At 68.7% G+C, this 14,691-nt stretch carries 13 protein-coding genes and 1 pseudogene; 9 read left to right on the top strand and 5 right to left on the bottom strand.

Translation table 11 applies throughout. From position 1 onward, the window contains the following. From VJ655_RS09445 to VJ655_RS09455, 3 genes and pseudogenes are all read left to right on the top strand, one after another. Window positions 1-1,425, top strand: a pseudogene (locus VJ655_RS09445) (ribonuclease E/G); the annotation flags it as partial. A gap of 144 nt (window positions 1,426-1,569) precedes the next feature. After that, window positions 1,570-2,991, top strand: coding sequence for a M48 family metallopeptidase (locus VJ655_RS09450; RefSeq protein ID WP_324110813.1), 1,422 nt, complete (start codon window positions 1,570-1,572; stop codon window positions 2,989-2,991). Between the two features lie 27 nt (window positions 2,992-3,018). Continuing rightward, a complete protein-coding gene (locus VJ655_RS09455) occupies window positions 3,019-3,759 on the top strand; it encodes a DsbA family protein (RefSeq protein ID WP_324110814.1) in 741 nt (246 codons plus the stop codon). 49 nt (window positions 3,760-3,808) lie between these two features. On the opposite strand, the gene VJ655_RS09460 is transcribed toward VJ655_RS09455, so the two are convergent. Both VJ655_RS09460 and thiS read right to left on the bottom strand, forming a co-directional pair. After that, window positions 3,809-4,621 carry a thiazole synthase gene (locus VJ655_RS09460; RefSeq protein WP_324110815.1) on the bottom strand — a complete coding sequence of 271 codons (813 nt, stop codon included), beginning with the start codon at window positions 4,619-4,621 and terminating at the stop codon, window positions 3,809-3,811. A gap of 45 nt (window positions 4,622-4,666) precedes the next feature. Beyond that, window positions 4,667-4,867 carry a sulfur carrier protein ThiS gene (gene thiS / locus VJ655_RS09465; protein ID WP_324110816.1) on the bottom strand — a complete coding sequence of 67 codons (201 nt, stop codon included), beginning with the start codon at window positions 4,865-4,867 and terminating at the stop codon, window positions 4,667-4,669. Window positions 4,868-4,946: 79 nt separating this feature from the next. Here thiS and aroQ point away from each other — a divergent pair, with 79 nt between their 5' ends. The 4 genes from aroQ to aat all read left to right on the top strand — a co-directional run bounded on the left by aroQ (window position 4,947) and on the right by aat (window position 8,069). Then, window positions 4,947-5,387, top strand: coding sequence for a type II 3-dehydroquinate dehydratase (gene aroQ, locus VJ655_RS09470; protein ID WP_324110817.1), 441 nt, complete (start codon window positions 4,947-4,949; stop codon window positions 5,385-5,387). A 62-nt stretch (window positions 5,388-5,449) separates the two neighbouring features. Further along, window positions 5,450-5,962, top strand: coding sequence for an acetyl-CoA carboxylase biotin carboxyl carrier protein (gene accB / locus VJ655_RS09475; RefSeq protein WP_324110818.1), 513 nt, complete (start codon window positions 5,450-5,452; stop codon window positions 5,960-5,962). 5 nt (window positions 5,963-5,967) lie between these two features. Next, window positions 5,968-7,314 (top strand): acetyl-CoA carboxylase biotin carboxylase subunit, encoded by a 1,347-nt coding sequence (gene accC, locus VJ655_RS09480; RefSeq protein ID WP_324110819.1) that lies wholly within the window; start codon window positions 5,968-5,970, stop codon window positions 7,312-7,314. Between the two features lie 101 nt (window positions 7,315-7,415). Further along, entirely contained in the window at window positions 7,416-8,069 is a 654-nt protein-coding gene (gene aat, locus VJ655_RS09485; protein WP_324110820.1) for a leucyl/phenylalanyl-tRNA--protein transferase, read from the top strand. On the opposite strand, the gene VJ655_RS09490 is transcribed toward aat, so the two are convergent. Next, window positions 8,006-8,662 carry a DUF2155 domain-containing protein gene (locus VJ655_RS09490; RefSeq protein ID WP_324110821.1) on the bottom strand — a complete coding sequence of 219 codons (657 nt, stop codon included), beginning with the start codon at window positions 8,660-8,662 and terminating at the stop codon, window positions 8,006-8,008. The two genes, aat and VJ655_RS09490, sit on opposite strands and share 64 nt — an antisense overlap. Window positions 8,663-8,664: 2 nt before the next feature. After that, window positions 8,665-9,060, bottom strand: coding sequence for an NADH:ubiquinone oxidoreductase subunit NDUFA12 (locus VJ655_RS09495; RefSeq protein ID WP_324110822.1), 396 nt, complete (start codon window positions 9,058-9,060; stop codon window positions 8,665-8,667). A 305-nt stretch (window positions 9,061-9,365) separates the two neighbouring features. Here VJ655_RS09495 and VJ655_RS09500 point away from each other — a divergent pair, with 305 nt between their 5' ends. After that, window positions 9,366-12,089 (top strand): ribonucleotide reductase, encoded by a 2,724-nt coding sequence (locus tag VJ655_RS09500; RefSeq protein ID WP_324110823.1) that lies wholly within the window; start codon window positions 9,366-9,368, stop codon window positions 12,087-12,089. 157 nt (window positions 12,090-12,246) lie between these two features. Beyond that, window positions 12,247-13,134 carry a pentapeptide repeat-containing protein gene (locus tag VJ655_RS09505; protein WP_324110824.1) on the top strand — a complete coding sequence of 296 codons (888 nt, stop codon included), beginning with the start codon at window positions 12,247-12,249 and terminating at the stop codon, window positions 13,132-13,134. Window positions 13,135-13,229: 95 nt separating this feature from the next. On the opposite strand, the gene aspS is transcribed toward VJ655_RS09505, so the two are convergent. Beyond that, window positions 13,230-14,691: aspartate--tRNA ligase (gene aspS, locus VJ655_RS09510; protein ID WP_324110825.1), on the bottom strand; the 1,462-nt coding region annotated here is incomplete at its 5' end.

The following is a 14,691-nucleotide window of genomic DNA, read 5'->3' on the forward strand; positions in this document are numbered from 1 at the left end:
CGCGCCCGCATCCAGATGGGCAAGATCTCGGGCTTTGGCCTGATGGAGATCAGCCGCCAGCGCCGCCGCACCGGCGTGCTGGAAGGCACCACCCACATCTGCGAGCACTGCGAAGGCACCGGTCGCGTCCGCTCGGTCGAATCCAGCGCCCTGGCCGCCCTGCGCGCGGTCGAGACCGAAGCCCTCAAGGGCAGCGGCGCGCTGACCCTGAAGGTTTCGCGCGCGGTCGGCCTCTACATCCTCAACGAAAAGCGCGCCTATCTGCAGCGCATGCTGACCACGCACGGCCTGTTCGTGACCGTGGTGGTCGACGACAGCCTGCACGCCGGCGACCAGGAAATCGAGCGCACCGAGCTGGGCGAACGCATCGCCGTGGCTCCGACGCCCTATGTCGACGACGACGACGGCTTCGACGACGCCGCCTTCGATGACGAAGCCGAGGACGACGAAGACATCCTCGAGGACGAAGACGAAATCGAGCGCGAAGACACCGACGACGACGACGCCTCGGCCCGCAAGCAGGCCCGCGAAGACGACCGTGGCGACCGCAAGGGCCGCCGTCGCCGTGACCGCCGCCGCGGCCGTCGCGACGAGCGCGAGCCGGAGGCCGACGCCGAGGCCGAGGCCGAGAGCGACGATGAGGACGCCGACACCGACGCCGATGATCGCGCCGAGTTCGGCGATGAGGACGAGGACGCCCGCCGTCGCCGTCGCCGTCGCGGTCGTCGCGGTGGCCGTCGGGGCGGCCGCGAGGACGGCGACCGTCCGGCCGACGCCTTCGTCTGGATCCGCCCGCGCGTCCCGTTCGGCGAGAACGTGTTCACCTGGCACGACCCGGCCGCCCTGGTCGGTGGCGGCGAGGCCCGTCGCCCGGCTCCGGAAGCCCGCGTCGAAGCCGTCGAGCCAGCGGAACGTCCGGAACGCGCCGAGCGTGAGGAGCGTCCCGCTCGCGAACGCGGCCGTCGCGGTCGCGATCGTCGTCGTGGCGGCGACCGCGCCGAAGCGCCCGTGACGGCCGTGGCCGAATCCGCTCCGGCGGAGACGGTCAGCGCCGAGCCGGCCGAGCCATTCGAGGCCCCGATCCTGGCCCCGCCGGTGATCGCCGCGCCGCCGGCCGACGTCTGGGTCGAGCTTCCCGAGGCCGAAGAGGCGCCCAAGAAGCCCAAGCGCACCCGCTCGCGCAGCAAGAAGGCCGCTCCGGAAGCCGTCGAGGCGGCTGAAGCCGGCGAGGCCGTGGCCGAGGTCGTTACCGAAACGGTGGCCGTCGCGCCGCCGGAGCCGGAAGCCGAGCCGGTCGTCGCGTCCGAACCGGCCCCGGCGCCCGAGCCCGTCGTCGAGGCCGCTCCGGCCGTCCCGACCGAGCCGGACCCGAACGAGATCACCACCCCGCCCGAAAAGCCCCGCAAGGGCTGGTGGCGCCGGTAGGTTGAACGGATCACGGCCCGCGCGTCCTCGTTGACGCGCGGGCCGAAATCGTCGCGAAGCGGAACTGAGACCCTTGTTCCCTCGCCTTCGCGATCCAAGTTAGACTGGTCGGAGTTCGCGGGGGCGCGATCTGGAGATCATGCGATGACCTCGCCTAACGGGCGTGCCGGGAGGAGACTGGGCGTGGCGTTGTCCGCGCTGTCGATTCTCGCGTCCGGTGTTTCGGTCCCTCAGATCGCCCTGGCCCAGGACGACGGCGTCTCGCTGATCCGCGACACCGAGATCGAAGAGATTCTGCACCACGACGCCGACCCGATCTTCGCGGCGGCGGGTCTGGATCCCAGGAACGTCAGAATCCTGATCGTCGGCGACAAGAGCCTGAACGCCTTCGCGACCCAGGGCCTGCAGATGGGCCTGAACACCGGGCTGATCCTGCAGACCGAGAACCCCAACCAGCTGCGCGGCGTCATCGCCCACGAAACCGGACACCTGGCCGGCGGCCACCCGATCCGCTCCGACGAGATGATGAGGGCCGGCCTCAAGCCCATGATCCTGACCATGGGCCTGGGGATCCTCGCCGCCCTCGCCGGCTCCCCGGACGGCGGCGCGGCCCTGATCGCCAACTCGCAATACGCCGGCGCGCTGGGGGCCCTGGGCTACAGCCGCGAGCAGGAATCGCGCGCCGACCAGGCCGGCGCCGGCTTCCTGGAAGCCACCGGCCAATCGGGCCGCGGCCTCGTCGAGTTCTTCGACAACTTCCGCTACCAGGAAGTCTTCGACCAGTCGCGCCGCTATGCCTATTTTCGCAGCCACCCCCTGTCGTCAGAGCGGATCGAGGTCCTGCGCAGCCGCGTCGAACGCCAGCCGCACTACAGCGCCGTCGACACGCCCGAGGATCTGGCCCAGCACGAGGTGATGAAGGCCAAGCTGGAGGGCTTCATCAATCCGCAGGTCGCCTTGATGAAGTACAAGGAGACCGACACGGGCTTTCCGGCCCGCTACGCCCGGTCGATCGCCTACTACCAGATGAAGGATCCCGACCGCGCGCTGAAGCTGCTGGAAGGGCTGATCGCCGACCACCCCGACAATCCCTATCTCTGGGAGCTGAAGGGGCAGATCCTGTTCGAATTCAACCGCATCGCACAGGCCGAAGAGCCCCAGCGCAAGTCCGTGGCGCTGAAGCCGGACGCGGCCTTGCTGCGTATCAACCTCGGCCAGACCCTGATCAGCCTGGACGATCCCAAGAAGGTCGAGGAAGGCGTCCAGGAGCTGAAGCGCAGCCTGTTGAACGATCCCGACAACGCCGTGACCTGGCGGCTGCTGGCCCAGGCCTACGACAAGCAGAAGAAGGACGGCGAAGCCCGCCTGGCGACCGCCGAGCAGTATTTCTCGCTAGGCGCGGTGCGCGAGGCCCGGGTGTTCGCCATGCGGGCTCGCGAGCTGCTGCCCAAGAACACCCCGGACTGGCGTCGCGCCACCGACATCGTCCTGGCTTCCCGCCCGTCCAACCAGGACCTCAAGGACCTGGCCAAGGACGGAGCGGTCCAATCTAACCTCGGCCGCTAGCGGCTTCCCCTTACCCTTGAGATCTTGATGACCCTGCTTCGTCGCGCCGCGACCTTCGCCCTGCCCCTGGCCGTCGCCGGCCTCGCTCTTTCCGGCTGCGACCAGGCCAAGCCCGACAAGGCGTTCGGCGAGAAGGTCCGCGCCTATCTGCTGGAGCATCCCGAGGTGCTGATGGAGGCCAGCCAGAAGCTGCAGGAAAAGCAGGCCACCCAGCAGGCCGCCTCGGCCCAGAAGGCCATCGGCCAGTACCGCCAGGCCATCGAGCGCGACCCGCGCGACATCGTCATCAACCCGGCCGGGACGATCACGGTCACGGAGTTCTTCGACTACCGCTGCGGCTACTGCAAGCACGCCGCGCCCGAGATCGTCGATCTCGTGCAGAAGAACCCCGACATCCGCCTGGTGCTGAAGGACTTCGTGATCTTCGGCCACGACAGCGAGGCCGCCGCCCGCATCGCTCTGGGCGCCAAGGACCAGGGCAAGAGCCTGGAGCTCTACAAGGCCCTGATGGCCGAGAAGAGCCTGGACGCAGCGACCGCCCTGCGGGTCGCCCAGGGCCTGGGCTTCGATATGGCCAAGGCCAAGGCCGCTGGCGAGAGCCAGGCCGTGACCCAGCACCTGGCCGACACCGAAGCCCTCGCCAAGACCCTGGCGCTGCAGGGCACTCCGGCCTTCATCGTCGGCGACACCTTGATTCCGGGCGCCGACATCAACGCCCTGAAACTGGCGATCGACCAGACGCGGGCCGGCAAGGCCAAGGCGGGGTAAATCCCCTCACCGCTCATCCCCGCTTTCGCGGGGATGAGCGGAGTTAGACCTAGATCAACCCCGCCAACGGCGAGCTGGGATCGGCGTATAGCCGCTTCTGCATTCGGCCCGCCAGGTACGCCTCGCGCCCCGCGATGACGGCGTGCTTCATCGCCTTGGCCATGCGGATCGGATCCTTGGCCTCGGCGATGGCGGTGTTCATCAGGATGGCGTCGCAGCCCAGCTCCATGCCGATCGCCGCGTCCGAGGCCGTGCCAACGCCGGCGTCGACCAGGACCGGCACCTTGGCGTTCTCGACGATGATCCGCAGGTTGACGCGGTTCTGGATGCCCAGGCCGGAGCCGATCGGCGCGCCCAGCGGCATGATCGCCACCGCGCCGGCCTCTTCCAGCTTCTTGGCGTAGACCGGATCGTCCGAGCAGTAGACCATCACCTGGAAACCGTCGGCGACCAGCAGCTTCAGCGAGCGCAGGGTCTCTTCCATGTCCGGGAACAGGGTCTTGGGGTCGCTGAGGACCTCCAGCTTGACCAGGTCCCAGCCGCCGGCCTCGCGGGCCAGGCGCAGGGTTCGCACGGCGTCCTCGCCGGTGAAGCAGCCCGCCGTATTCGGCAGATAGGTGAACTCGGTCGGCTTGACGTAGTCGACCAGCAGCGGCTGGCTCGGATCGGTCAGGTTCACCCGGCGCACGGCCACGGTGACGATCTCGGCCCCGGCCGCGCGGGCGGCGGCGGCGTTGGTCGCGTAGTCCTTGTACTTGCCCGTGCCGACGATCAGACGCGAGCGGAAGGTGCGGCCGGCGACGGTCCAGGTTTCTTCTGTATCCGGCGTCGAGACGGTGTCGGGGGAAACATGCGCGTTCATGCGGCTGGTTTACGCCCCGTCAGCCGGCGTTTCAAATACGCAGGATCAGCCGCCGCCGATAAAAGTGACAATCTCGATGCGGTCGCCGTCGGCCAGAGCGGTGTCGGCATAGGTCGACCGCGGGGCGATCTCGAGATTGCGCTCGACCGCCACCTTGCGGGCGTCCAGGCCCAGCGCCGCCACCAGATCGGCGATCGTGACCACCCCGGCCACGTCCCGTTCTTCGCCGTTCAACAAAAGCCTCATCTCACCTCCGACGCGAGCCGTGCTTGTGACCCGGCGGAACCGGCTATACAAGACCTCCCGGAATCGACGGCGGAGCCGCATGGTAAAACCGATCCACGTGCTGAGTGGGCCCAACCTCAACCTGTTGGGGACCCGCGAGCCTGAGATTTACGGCAAGGACACCCTCGATGATGTCCGTACGCGCTGCGAGGCGCGGGCGGCTTCACGTGGCGTTTCGGTGGTCTTCCGCCAGTCCAACCATGAGGGCGTCCTGATCGATTGGGTGCAAGAGGCGCGTGAGTCGGCCTCGGCGCTGGTCATCAATCCGGCCGGTTACGGCCACACCTCGATCGCGCTTCTGGATGCGCTCAAGACCTTGAGCATCCCGGTGATCGAGTGCCACCTGTCCAACCCGGCGGCGCGGGAGGAATTCCGCCGCCACACCTACGTTTCGCTGGCGGCCACGGGGATCGTCTCCGGGTTTGGCGCGGCGAGCTACGAACTGGCGATCGAGGCCGCTTTCGGCCTGATCGGCGTTTAGCAACGATATCGCCCCGGCGTTTTCCGCCGCCGCGGCGCTTCAGAAGAACAAGGTAAGCTTCCATGTCGAACCCCAAGGCCCCCGCCGATCCGGTCGAAGCTCCGGCCATCGACGCCCGTCTGGTCCGCAAGCTGGCGGACATCCTGAAGGACACGGGCCTCTCGGAGATCGAAGTCGAGCACGCCGGCCTGAAGATCCGCGTGGCCCGCGAACTGACCGCGGCTCCGGTCAACTACGTTCAGGCCGCCGCTCCGGCCTATGCCCCGGCGCCCGCCGCCGCTCCGGCTCCGGCCGCCGCCGCGCCCGCGGCTGAAGCCGCTCCGGCCCCGGCCGCCATCCGTGGCGACGCCGTGAAGTCGCCGATGGTCGGCACCGCCTACCTGTCGCCGCAGCCGGGCGCCGACGCCTTCATCAAGGTCGGCGACACGGTTTCGGCCGGCCAGACCCTGCTGATCGTCGAAGCCATGAAGACCATGAACCCGATCCAGGCCCCCAAGGCCGGCAAGGTCGTCGAGATCCTGGTCGCCGACGCCCAGCCCGTCGAGTTCGGCGAGCCGCTCGTCGTCATCGAGTAACGCTCATGTTCGACAAAATCCTCATCGCGAACCGGGGCGAGATCGCGCTCCGGGTTCACCGCGCCTGCAAGGAAATGGGCATCGCCACGGTGGCGGTCCATTCCGAGGCCGACCGCAACTCCATGTGGGTGCGCCTAGCCGACGAGAGCGTGTGCATCGGTCCGGCTCCGGCCGCCAAGAGCTACCTGAACATCCCGTCGATCATCGCGGCCGCCGAGATCACCGGCGCCCAGGCGATCCACCCGGGCTACGGCTTCCTGTCGGAGAACGCCCGCTTCGCCGAGATCGTTGGCGCGCACGGCTTCACCTTCATCGGCCCGAAGCCCGAGCACATCCGGATGATGGGCGACAAGATCACCGCCAAGCAGGCCGTGAAGGACGCCGGCATTCCGGTCGTTCCCGGCTCGGACGGTGGCGTCTCGACCGAGGAAGAGGCCTTCGAGGCCGCCGAGAAGATCGGCTTCCCGGTGCTGATCAAGGCCGCCGCCGGCGGCGGCGGACGGGGGATGAAGGTCGCCCAGACGCGTGAAGACCTGGCCGAAGCCGTCTCGACGGCCCGCGCCGAGGCCCGCGCCGCGTTCGGCGACGACACGGTCTATATGGAGCGCTACCTCCAGAAGCCGCGCCACATCGAGCTGCAGGTCATCGCCGACAGCCACGGCAACGTGGTGCACCTGGGCGAACGCGACTGCTCGCTGCAGCGCCGCCACCAGAAGGTGCTGGAAGAAGCCCCCTCGCCGGCCCTGTCGGCCGAAGGTCGCGCCAAGATCGGCAAGGTCGTCGTCGATGCGGTCAAGGCCATCGGCTACCTGGGCGTCGGGACCATCGAGTTCCTGTGGGAGAACGACGAGTTCTTCTTCATCGAGATGAACACCCGCCTGCAAGTCGAGCACCCGGTCACCGAAGCCATCACCGGCATCGACCTGGTGCGTGAGCAGATCCGCATCGCCGCCGGCCTGCCGCTGTCGTTCACCCAGGAAGACGTCGTCTTCGAGGGCCACGCCATCGAGTGCCGGATCAACGCCGAGAACGCGCGAACCTTCACGCCGTCGCCGGGCGTGATCACCGACTTTCATGCCCCGGGCGGCCTGGGCGTTCGCCTGGATTCGGCGATCTACACGGGCTACGCGATCCCGCCGTACTACGACAGCCTGATCGGCAAGCTGATCGTGCACGGCCGCGACCGCGCCGAGTGCATCGCCCGGCTGAAGCGCTGCCTGGGTGAAATGGTCGTCGGCGGCGTCGAAACCACGATCCCGCTGTTCCAGGACCTGCTGGTGCAGCCCGACATCCTGGCCGGCGACTACGACATTCACTGGCTGGAGCGCTGGATCAAAGCCCAAGAGAGCTGATCTTGAGCGTGGCGGCCGAAAGTGCGTGCGGTTTCGGCGCCAGCCACGCTCAAACTTCTGGAGTTAGAGCCTGTCCTTCGGACGGGCTCTAGGGGACGGCGATGGAAGACGCCTTCTCGGTCGACGACCTGATCGCCTGCTACGCGCGCGGCGTCTTCCCGATGGCGGACGCCCGCGAGGACGAAAGCCTGTTCCTGATCGATCCCGAGCGGCGGGGCGTCCTGCCGCTCGGGGAGTTTCATATTCCCAAGCGTCTGGCGCGCACGGTCCGCAACGGCCCTTACGAGGTGCGGATCGACACCGCCTTCGATGCGGTGATCGAAGGCTGCGCGGCCTCGAGGCCGGGGCGTCTGGACACCTGGATCAATCACCCGATCCAGCGGCTCTACGGCCAGCTCTATGGGCGTGGCCTGGCGCATAGCGTCGAGACCTGGCTGGACGACCAGTTGGTCGGCGGTCTCTATGGCGTGGCCCTAGGCGGCGCGTTCTTCGGCGAGAGCATGTTCTCGACGGCGCGGGACGCCAGCAAGGTGGCGCTGGTCCACCTGGTCGCGCGACTGCTGGCTGGCGGCTACCAGCTCCTGGACACCCAGTTTCTGACCGAGCACCTGACGCAGTTCGGCACGACGGAGATCAGCCGCGCGGACTATCGTCGGCGTCTGGCCAAGGCCCTGACGGTCCAGGGCGACTTCTATGGCTTGGCGGCGGGCGCCACCGGGGCCGACTGCTTGCAGGCGATCAGCCAGGCGTCATAGACCGGGTGCTGCAGCGGATGCAGGCCCGGCGAACTGGCGTACATCCAACCCTTGTAGATCTGACGTCCCGGCGGGGCGGCGCGACCGGCCTGGGCCTTGGGCTGGGTGTCGACAATCACATAGGCCGCCGTCTCCGGCGCGATCTCGTCGGCGGCCGCCGTCTCGCAGGCGCGCACCGTGAAGATCAGGGTCTTGTAACGGATGGGCTGGCCGACGGGGACCTCGAACCGCATGGTCTCGGTCGTCACCTTGTCCAGCGCCTGGAGAATGGCGACGGTGTAGCGCTGACGCTTGGCCGGTTCGGGCGGCTTGACTGGCGCGGCGGCGGGTTCGGCCTTCGCGGGCGTCGCTGCGGCCGGCTGAGGCGTCGCCACCGGACCGGAGGCCGCGGCCGGCGGAGCCTGGACGGTCTGCGCGGGTCGCAGTTCGGGCGCCGTCGGGGCCGGACGAGGCGTCGGGGCCGTGGGCGCCTGTGGCGCGGCCGGCGGCGTCTGAGCCTGCGGAGCGTTCTGGCGCGCGAACGCCGCCCCGGCGCCGGCCAGAACGGCCAGCACGGCGGCGGCCGCGATCCGAGCCCCTCGGCGGGACGTCATGCCTATTCCGGCGACCAGGATTGGTAGTCGCTGGTGGCCGCGGCGCGCTCGCCGCCACGGGCGATCGAACCCTTCGGACGCCAGGCGTGCACGGTGCCGGTCAGGTTCGGAATATGGTCCTTTTCCCAATCGCGGCGCGGCAGCGGCGCTTGGGTCGGCGGCTCGTCCAGGGTGTAGTGCAGCCAGCCGCTCCATTCGGGCGGAACCTTGGACGCCTCGGCGTAACCGTCATAGATCACCCAGCGACGCTTGCGCTGGTCGTAGCTGTCGCTGTTGTCGCGCGCTTCGAAATAGCGGTTGCCGTAATCGTCCCGGCCCACAAACACGCCGCGGCGGCCAATATGGAAGCGCTGACCCAGGGTCGCGCCGTTCCACCACGTGAAGATCGCTTTCAGCACTAGGTTCGCACCCGAAATTATGAGGGCTCAAGAAGGGGCCGCGACCGGCGCGGCGAAGCGGCGCGACTATAGGGCTCCGCGCCCTTAGCGTCCAGCCGCGCCCCGCCGCTCGCGACTTCAACATCTTGTGGATTAGGACCTACTCACCCGCAACATCTATTGAGGCATGGTGAATGAGGCTCTAGTTTGGGTGCGACCTTACGCGCATCCCGACCACATGGAATCACGCGTTAGGGATTTGGTAAGCTTATCAATCGGCGGACCGGTCAGGAACGCCTCCCAGGACCGCCCCAGGGGAACGCCCAATGCGCACGCCCGCCAAAGCCGCCGGAACGGTTCCCGCGATGGAATGGCGCGATCTTGAGCGTGCGGACAGCATCGTCGTCGTCGCCGCGCCGTCGGCCTGGACGGACGCCCGCGTCGAGGCGTGGCTGGACTGGGCGGGAACGATCGAACCCAAGGCGCCGCTTGGCGGCGGCCCGGCCCGATACGCCGAGCGCGTCGCGCAGATCGGTCTCTCTCGCGGCCTGTTCGGCGACAAGGCCGACGCGGCCGCGTTCCGCGACGCTCTGCTGGCCACGATGCTGTCGGGCGTCGCCACGCCGGCGGGCGGCCAGGCGGGCCTGGAGCTTCTGCCCGACATCGGCGAAATCGAATTCCAGAACCTGGTGAGGGGCAGTCTCAACCGCCGCCGCGCCGGCGTGTTGGCCGCCCAGGCCGCCGCGCGGCTGGACGTCGCGCTGGCCCAGGTCACCGACGCGGTTCGGCGCTGCCAGGGAGACGCCCGCGCCTGCTCCGATCCGCGCAAGAACCCCGCCCTGGCCCGCGCCGCGCGCAAGGCTCGCGACCTCGGGGCGGACGACCGCACCATTCTTGACGCCATCGCCACCGCGGACGCGCCGCGCCGGTCGCTGACCGATCTTGCGCCCCCGCGCGAGGCGGACATGGTCGCGGCGGCCTCGCGCCAGGGCGTGGCGGCCGGCGACGAAGCCGCCGCCCTCGCCGCCTATGTCGGCTGGGAGACCAGCGCCCTCACCCTGGCCTTGTCGCCGCAGGACGCCGAGATCCTGTCGCGCGGCGTCGGCGTCAGCGCCGCGATCGACGCCAGCGCCTTCCTCGACGAGGACGGTTTCGACGTCGAGCGGTTCACCTATGTCTGCCACCTGTGGGGTACGGCCCTGGAGCTGGATCGCGGCGAGGTTCCAGCCCGGCTCTCGTTGGCCGGCGTCGGCGACTGCCTGCTCAGCCAAGGACTTTCCCAGACGAGCGTCGAAGGGCGTGACGGCGCCGCGGCGCTGTGGGCCCTGGCCGCCGGCGCGGCGCTGTCGGCCAGCGCTGAAGCCGCCTCCGCCCTGGGCCAGGATCCGGCCTATGCTCAGGACCGCCAAGGCGTCCTGAAGACCCTGGCCGAGCGCCGCGTGCGCGCGGCCGCCTTGCGCTCCGATCTCGCCACCGAAGCCGCCGCCGCCTTGGCGATGGCCCAGGGCCTGGCCCGCAAGCATGGCCTGCGCTCGGCGGCCCTGGTCGGCCCCTTCGAGGACGCCGAGGCGACCCTTCGTCTGGGCGGAGCGCCGGTCGGAGCCGCCGGAGCCATGTCGCCGGTCTCGGTCGCCCAGACCGCCGACGGCCTGCTGCTGCCGACCTTCAGCGCCGCCGCCTTCGAGGCCTTGTCTACCGAGGGCGTCGACATGGACGCCGCCCGGCGTCACGCCCTGGGCCACGGCTCCCTGACCGAGAGCCCGGCGATCGACCATCTGGTGCTGCAAGCGCGGGGCTTCACCGCCCACGAGATCGAGAAGGCCGAGAACGCCCTGCGTGAAAGCCAGGGCCTGCGCGCGGCGTTCGCGCCCGCCGTGGTCGGCGCGGGCTTCCTGCGCGACGTGCTCGGCGCCTCGGCCGAGGATGTGGCGCGCCGGGATTTCGATACCCTGGCCTTCGCCGACTTTTCCGTCGCCGAGATCGAGGCCGCCGAGCGTCACGCCCTGGGGGCCGGCCGCCTAGGCGACTGCGAAGCGCTCAATCCCGAACTGCGCGAAGCCTTCCAATCCGTCGAGGCCCCAGCCTTCGCCGATCGCCTGGCCATGCTGGCCGCGGTCGAAGGCTTCGCCTGCCTGCCGACCGCCGTGGTTCTGCCGATCGCGTTCGACGCCCGGCCGGCCGACGCCGTCCGAACCCAGGCCGCCGCCGCGCGGGCTGGCGTGCGAGCGCTTCGCCTGCAACGCGCCGCGGCGCCAGCCGAGTTCAAGCTGGACCTCCCCGAAGAGCCCGCCGCCGAGCCGCCGCGCGCCGCGCCCGTCCGCGAGGCCGTGGTCACCGAGCGGGTGGTCGAGAAGATCGTCGAGCGCGACCGCTCGCGCCGCCGCCTCCCCGATCGCCGCAAGGGCTATATCCAGAAGGCGGCCGTGGGCGGGCATAAGGTCTATCTGCACACCGGCGAGTACGAGGACGGCGAGCTGGGCGAGCTGTTCATCGACATGCACAAGGAAGGCGCGGCGTTCCGCAGCCTGATGAACAACTTCGCCATCGCCGTGTCGCTGGGCCTGCAGCACGGCGTGCCGCTGGACGAGTTCGTGGACGCTTTCGTCTACACCAAGTTCGAGCCGGCGGGCCCGGTCACCGGCAACGACTCGATCAAGTCGGCGACCTCGATCCTAGACTACGTCTTCCGGGAACTTGGCGTGTCCTACCTGGGTCGGGACGACCTCGCCAATGGCGATCCAGGTGAGTTCAACGCCGACGGTCTTGGCTCGGGCAAGCCCTTGTTCGACGACCAGATCGACGACGGCGAACTCGACCCGGTTCCGGCCAGCCGCTTCATCTCGAAGGGCTTCTCGCGCGGCGCCACGCCCGACAACCTGGTGTTCGCCTCATTTGGCCGTCGCCGCGTCGAAGGCGCCGAACGTCCCGGCGTCGAAGGCGAGATGTGCCCGGCCTGCGGCGACCTGTCCCTGGTTCGACGGGGCGCGATCACGGTCTGCGACACCTGCGGCGCGCAGTCGGATCGCCCCGGCCCGATGGCGTCCTCCTGACGCCCGTCAGGGCGCCGACTCCACGTTGATTTCGCGCCCGCGCTCCATCTCTCGCTGCCTTAAATCCCCGTCATTACCGCAATTTAAGTGGCTTCCGGCGGTCTCGCGGTCCAAACCGTAACTCATGCAGTCGCGTATGGACTGAACGGAGAAGTCGATGTTCCGCTTAGGCGCTCCCATCGCCGCCTTGTCGCTGAGCCTGCTGGTCATGACCGGCCAGGCTCACGCCGCGCCCGATGATCGCGATGTCGCCAAGCTCACCTCGTTCGGCGGCACCTGCGCCAATTGCGACCTGGCGGGTCGCAAGCTGATGAACGCCAAGTTCGCCGGCGCGAACTTCACCAAGGCCATCCTGATCGGCGCCGACCTGCGCGGGGCCATGTTCTACGGCAGCAACTTCCTCTGGGCCGACCTCAGCCGCAGCGACCTGCGCGGCGCGGAGATGCGAGGCGCCAACTTCACCAACGCCAACTTCACCGACGCGCGGATGTCCGGCGTCGAAAGCAGCGGCGCCAACTTCAGCCAGGCCGTCCTGGTCCGGGTCGACCTTTCGTCGGCCGAACTGCACGGCGTCAGGATGATCGGCGCCAATCTGCAGAAGGCCCGCCTGTCCAATGTCGAGTTGATCGCGGCCGATCTCTCCGGCGCCAACGCGCGAGACGCCGACTTCTCGAACGCCGACATCAATCACGCCAACTTCCAGGGCGGCCGTTTCGACGGCGCCAGCTTCCGCAACGCCGACATGACCGGGTCGAACCTGCGCGGCGGCATCTTCAACGGCGCGGACTTCCGCAACGCCGATCTGTCCCTGGTCGTCCTGAGCGGCGCGGACCTGTCGGGCGCCCGAGGCCTGGACCAGGACCAACTGGACGAGGCCTGTGGCGACAGCAGCACGCGCCTGCCCTCCGGCCTCAGCGTCCGCGGCTGCAACGGCCTGCGGGGCACCCATTTCATGCTGCTGCGCGAAGTGCCCAGGGCTCCGCCCGCGCCACCCGCGCCTCCGGCCCCGCCCGCACCCAAGGCTCCCAAGCCGCCGAAGTGGTGATCGCGCGGCGAATGGGTCGGCGCTCAGCGACCTAAGAAAAAGCCCTCCGATCGGCAGACCGGAGGGCTTTTCTTTAGAGGCGATGTCGAGAGGTTCTAGACCTTGATCGGCGGCGCGGTGCGGATGTGCAGCTCCTTCAGCTGCTTGTCGAGCACATTGGCCGGCGCGTTCATCAGAAGGTCCTGGCCCTGCTGGTTCAGCGGGAAGGCGATGACTTCGCGGATGGCGACCTGGTCGGCCAGCAACATGACGATGCGGTCGATGCCGGGCGCCAGACCGCCGTGCGGCGGCGCGCCGTAGCGGAACGCGTTCAGCATGCCGCCGAACTGCTCCTCGACCACTTCCGGGCCGTAGCCGGCGGTCTCGAAGGCCTTGAGCATGATCTCGGGCTTGTGGTTCCGGATCGCGCCCGAGCACAGCTCGTAGCCGTTGCAGACGATGTCGTATTGGTAGGCGCGGATGGTCAGCGGGTCCTGGGTCTCCAGGGCCTCCAGACCGCCTTGCGGCATCGAGAACGGGTTGTGGCTGAAGTCGACCTTCTTCTCGTCCTCGTTCCACTCGAACATCGGGAAGTCGACGATCCAGCAGAACTTGAACTGGTTCTCGTCGACCAGCTTCAGCTCCGTGCCGACGCGCGTGCGGGCCAGGCCCGCGAACTTGGCGAACACGGCAGGATCGCCGGCCACGAAGAAGGCGGCGTCGCCGGCGCCGAGGCCCAGCGATTCCATCAGGGCCTGGGTCGGCTCGCCCAGGTTCTTGGCGATCGGACCGCCCCAGCCGCCCTGGTCTTCCGACCAGAAGACATAGCCCAGGCCCGGCTGGCCTTCGCCCTGCGCCCAGCTGTTCATGCGATCGCAGAAGGCGCGGCTGCCACCGGTCGGCGCGGGGATGGCCCACACCTGGTTCTTGGCGTCCGCGCCCAGGATCTTGGCGAAGAGGCCAAAACCGCCGTCACGGAAGTGCTCCGAGACGTTCGCCATCTTGATCGGGTTGCGCAGGTCCGGCTTGTCGCTGCCGTACCAGGCCATCGACTGCATGTAGGTCAGGCGCTCGAAGCCCTTGTGCTCGAACGATTCACCCATGTCGTTGGTGAAGGTGTGGGTCCCGTCTATCGGCGAGACCGGCTTGCCGTTCGAGAACTCCTCGAAGACGCCATGCATCACCGGCTCGATGGCCGCGAACACGTCTTCCTGGGTGACGAAGCTCATCTCGACGTCGAGCTGGTAGAATTCCAGCGACCGGTCGGCGCGCAGATCCTCGTCGCGGAAGCACGGGGCGATCTGGAAGTAGCGGTCGAAGCCCGAGACCATCAGCAGCTGCTTGAACTGCTGGGGCGCCTGCGGCAGCGCGTAGAACTTCTCGGGGTGCAGACGCGACGGCACCAGGAAGTCGCGCGCGCCTTCCGGCGAAGACGCGGTCAGGATCGGCGTCTGGAACTCGTTGAAGCCCTGGGCGAACATGCGGTTGCGGATCGACTGGATCACGCGCGAGCGCAGGACGATGTTCTTGTGCAGCGTCTCGCGACGCAGGTCGAGATAGCGGTGCTTGAGGCGGATC

Source organism: Caulobacter sp. (assembly GCF_035254145.1).
In the GTDB taxonomy this organism is placed as follows: domain Bacteria; phylum Pseudomonadota; class Alphaproteobacteria; order Caulobacterales; family Caulobacteraceae; genus Caulobacter.

Bases quoted from the DNA above. Each gene is read 5' to 3' on its own strand.
- VJ655_RS09505 (WP_324110824.1), top strand. From the start codon at position 12,247: ATGTTCCGCTTAGGCGCTCCCATCGCCGCCTTGTCGCTGAGCCTGCTG.
- VJ655_RS09500 (WP_324110823.1), top strand. From the start codon at position 9,366: ATGCGCACGCCCGCCAAAGCCGCCGGAACGGTTCCCGCGATGGAATGG.
- accB (WP_324110818.1), top strand. From the start codon at position 5,450: ATGTCGAACCCCAAGGCCCCCGCCGATCCGGTCGAAGCTCCGGCCATC.
- aat (WP_324110820.1), top strand. From the start codon at position 7,416: ATGGAAGACGCCTTCTCGGTCGACGACCTGATCGCCTGCTACGCGCGC.
- thiS (WP_324110816.1), bottom strand. From the start codon at position 4,867: ATGAGGCTTTTGTTGAACGGCGAAGAACGGGACGTGGCCGGGGTGGTC.
- VJ655_RS09460 (WP_324110815.1), bottom strand. From the start codon at position 4,621: ATGAACGCGCATGTTTCCCCCGACACCGTCTCGACGCCGGATACAGAA.
- accC (WP_324110819.1), top strand. From the start codon at position 5,968: ATGTTCGACAAAATCCTCATCGCGAACCGGGGCGAGATCGCGCTCCGG.
- aroQ (WP_324110817.1), top strand. From the start codon at position 4,947: ATGGTAAAACCGATCCACGTGCTGAGTGGGCCCAACCTCAACCTGTTG.
- VJ655_RS09455 (WP_324110814.1), top strand. From the start codon at position 3,019: ATGACCCTGCTTCGTCGCGCCGCGACCTTCGCCCTGCCCCTGGCCGTC.
- VJ655_RS09490 (WP_324110821.1), bottom strand. From the start codon at position 8,662: ATGACGTCCCGCCGAGGGGCTCGGATCGCGGCCGCCGCCGTGCTGGCC.
- VJ655_RS09450 (WP_324110813.1), top strand. From the start codon at position 1,570: ATGACCTCGCCTAACGGGCGTGCCGGGAGGAGACTGGGCGTGGCGTTG.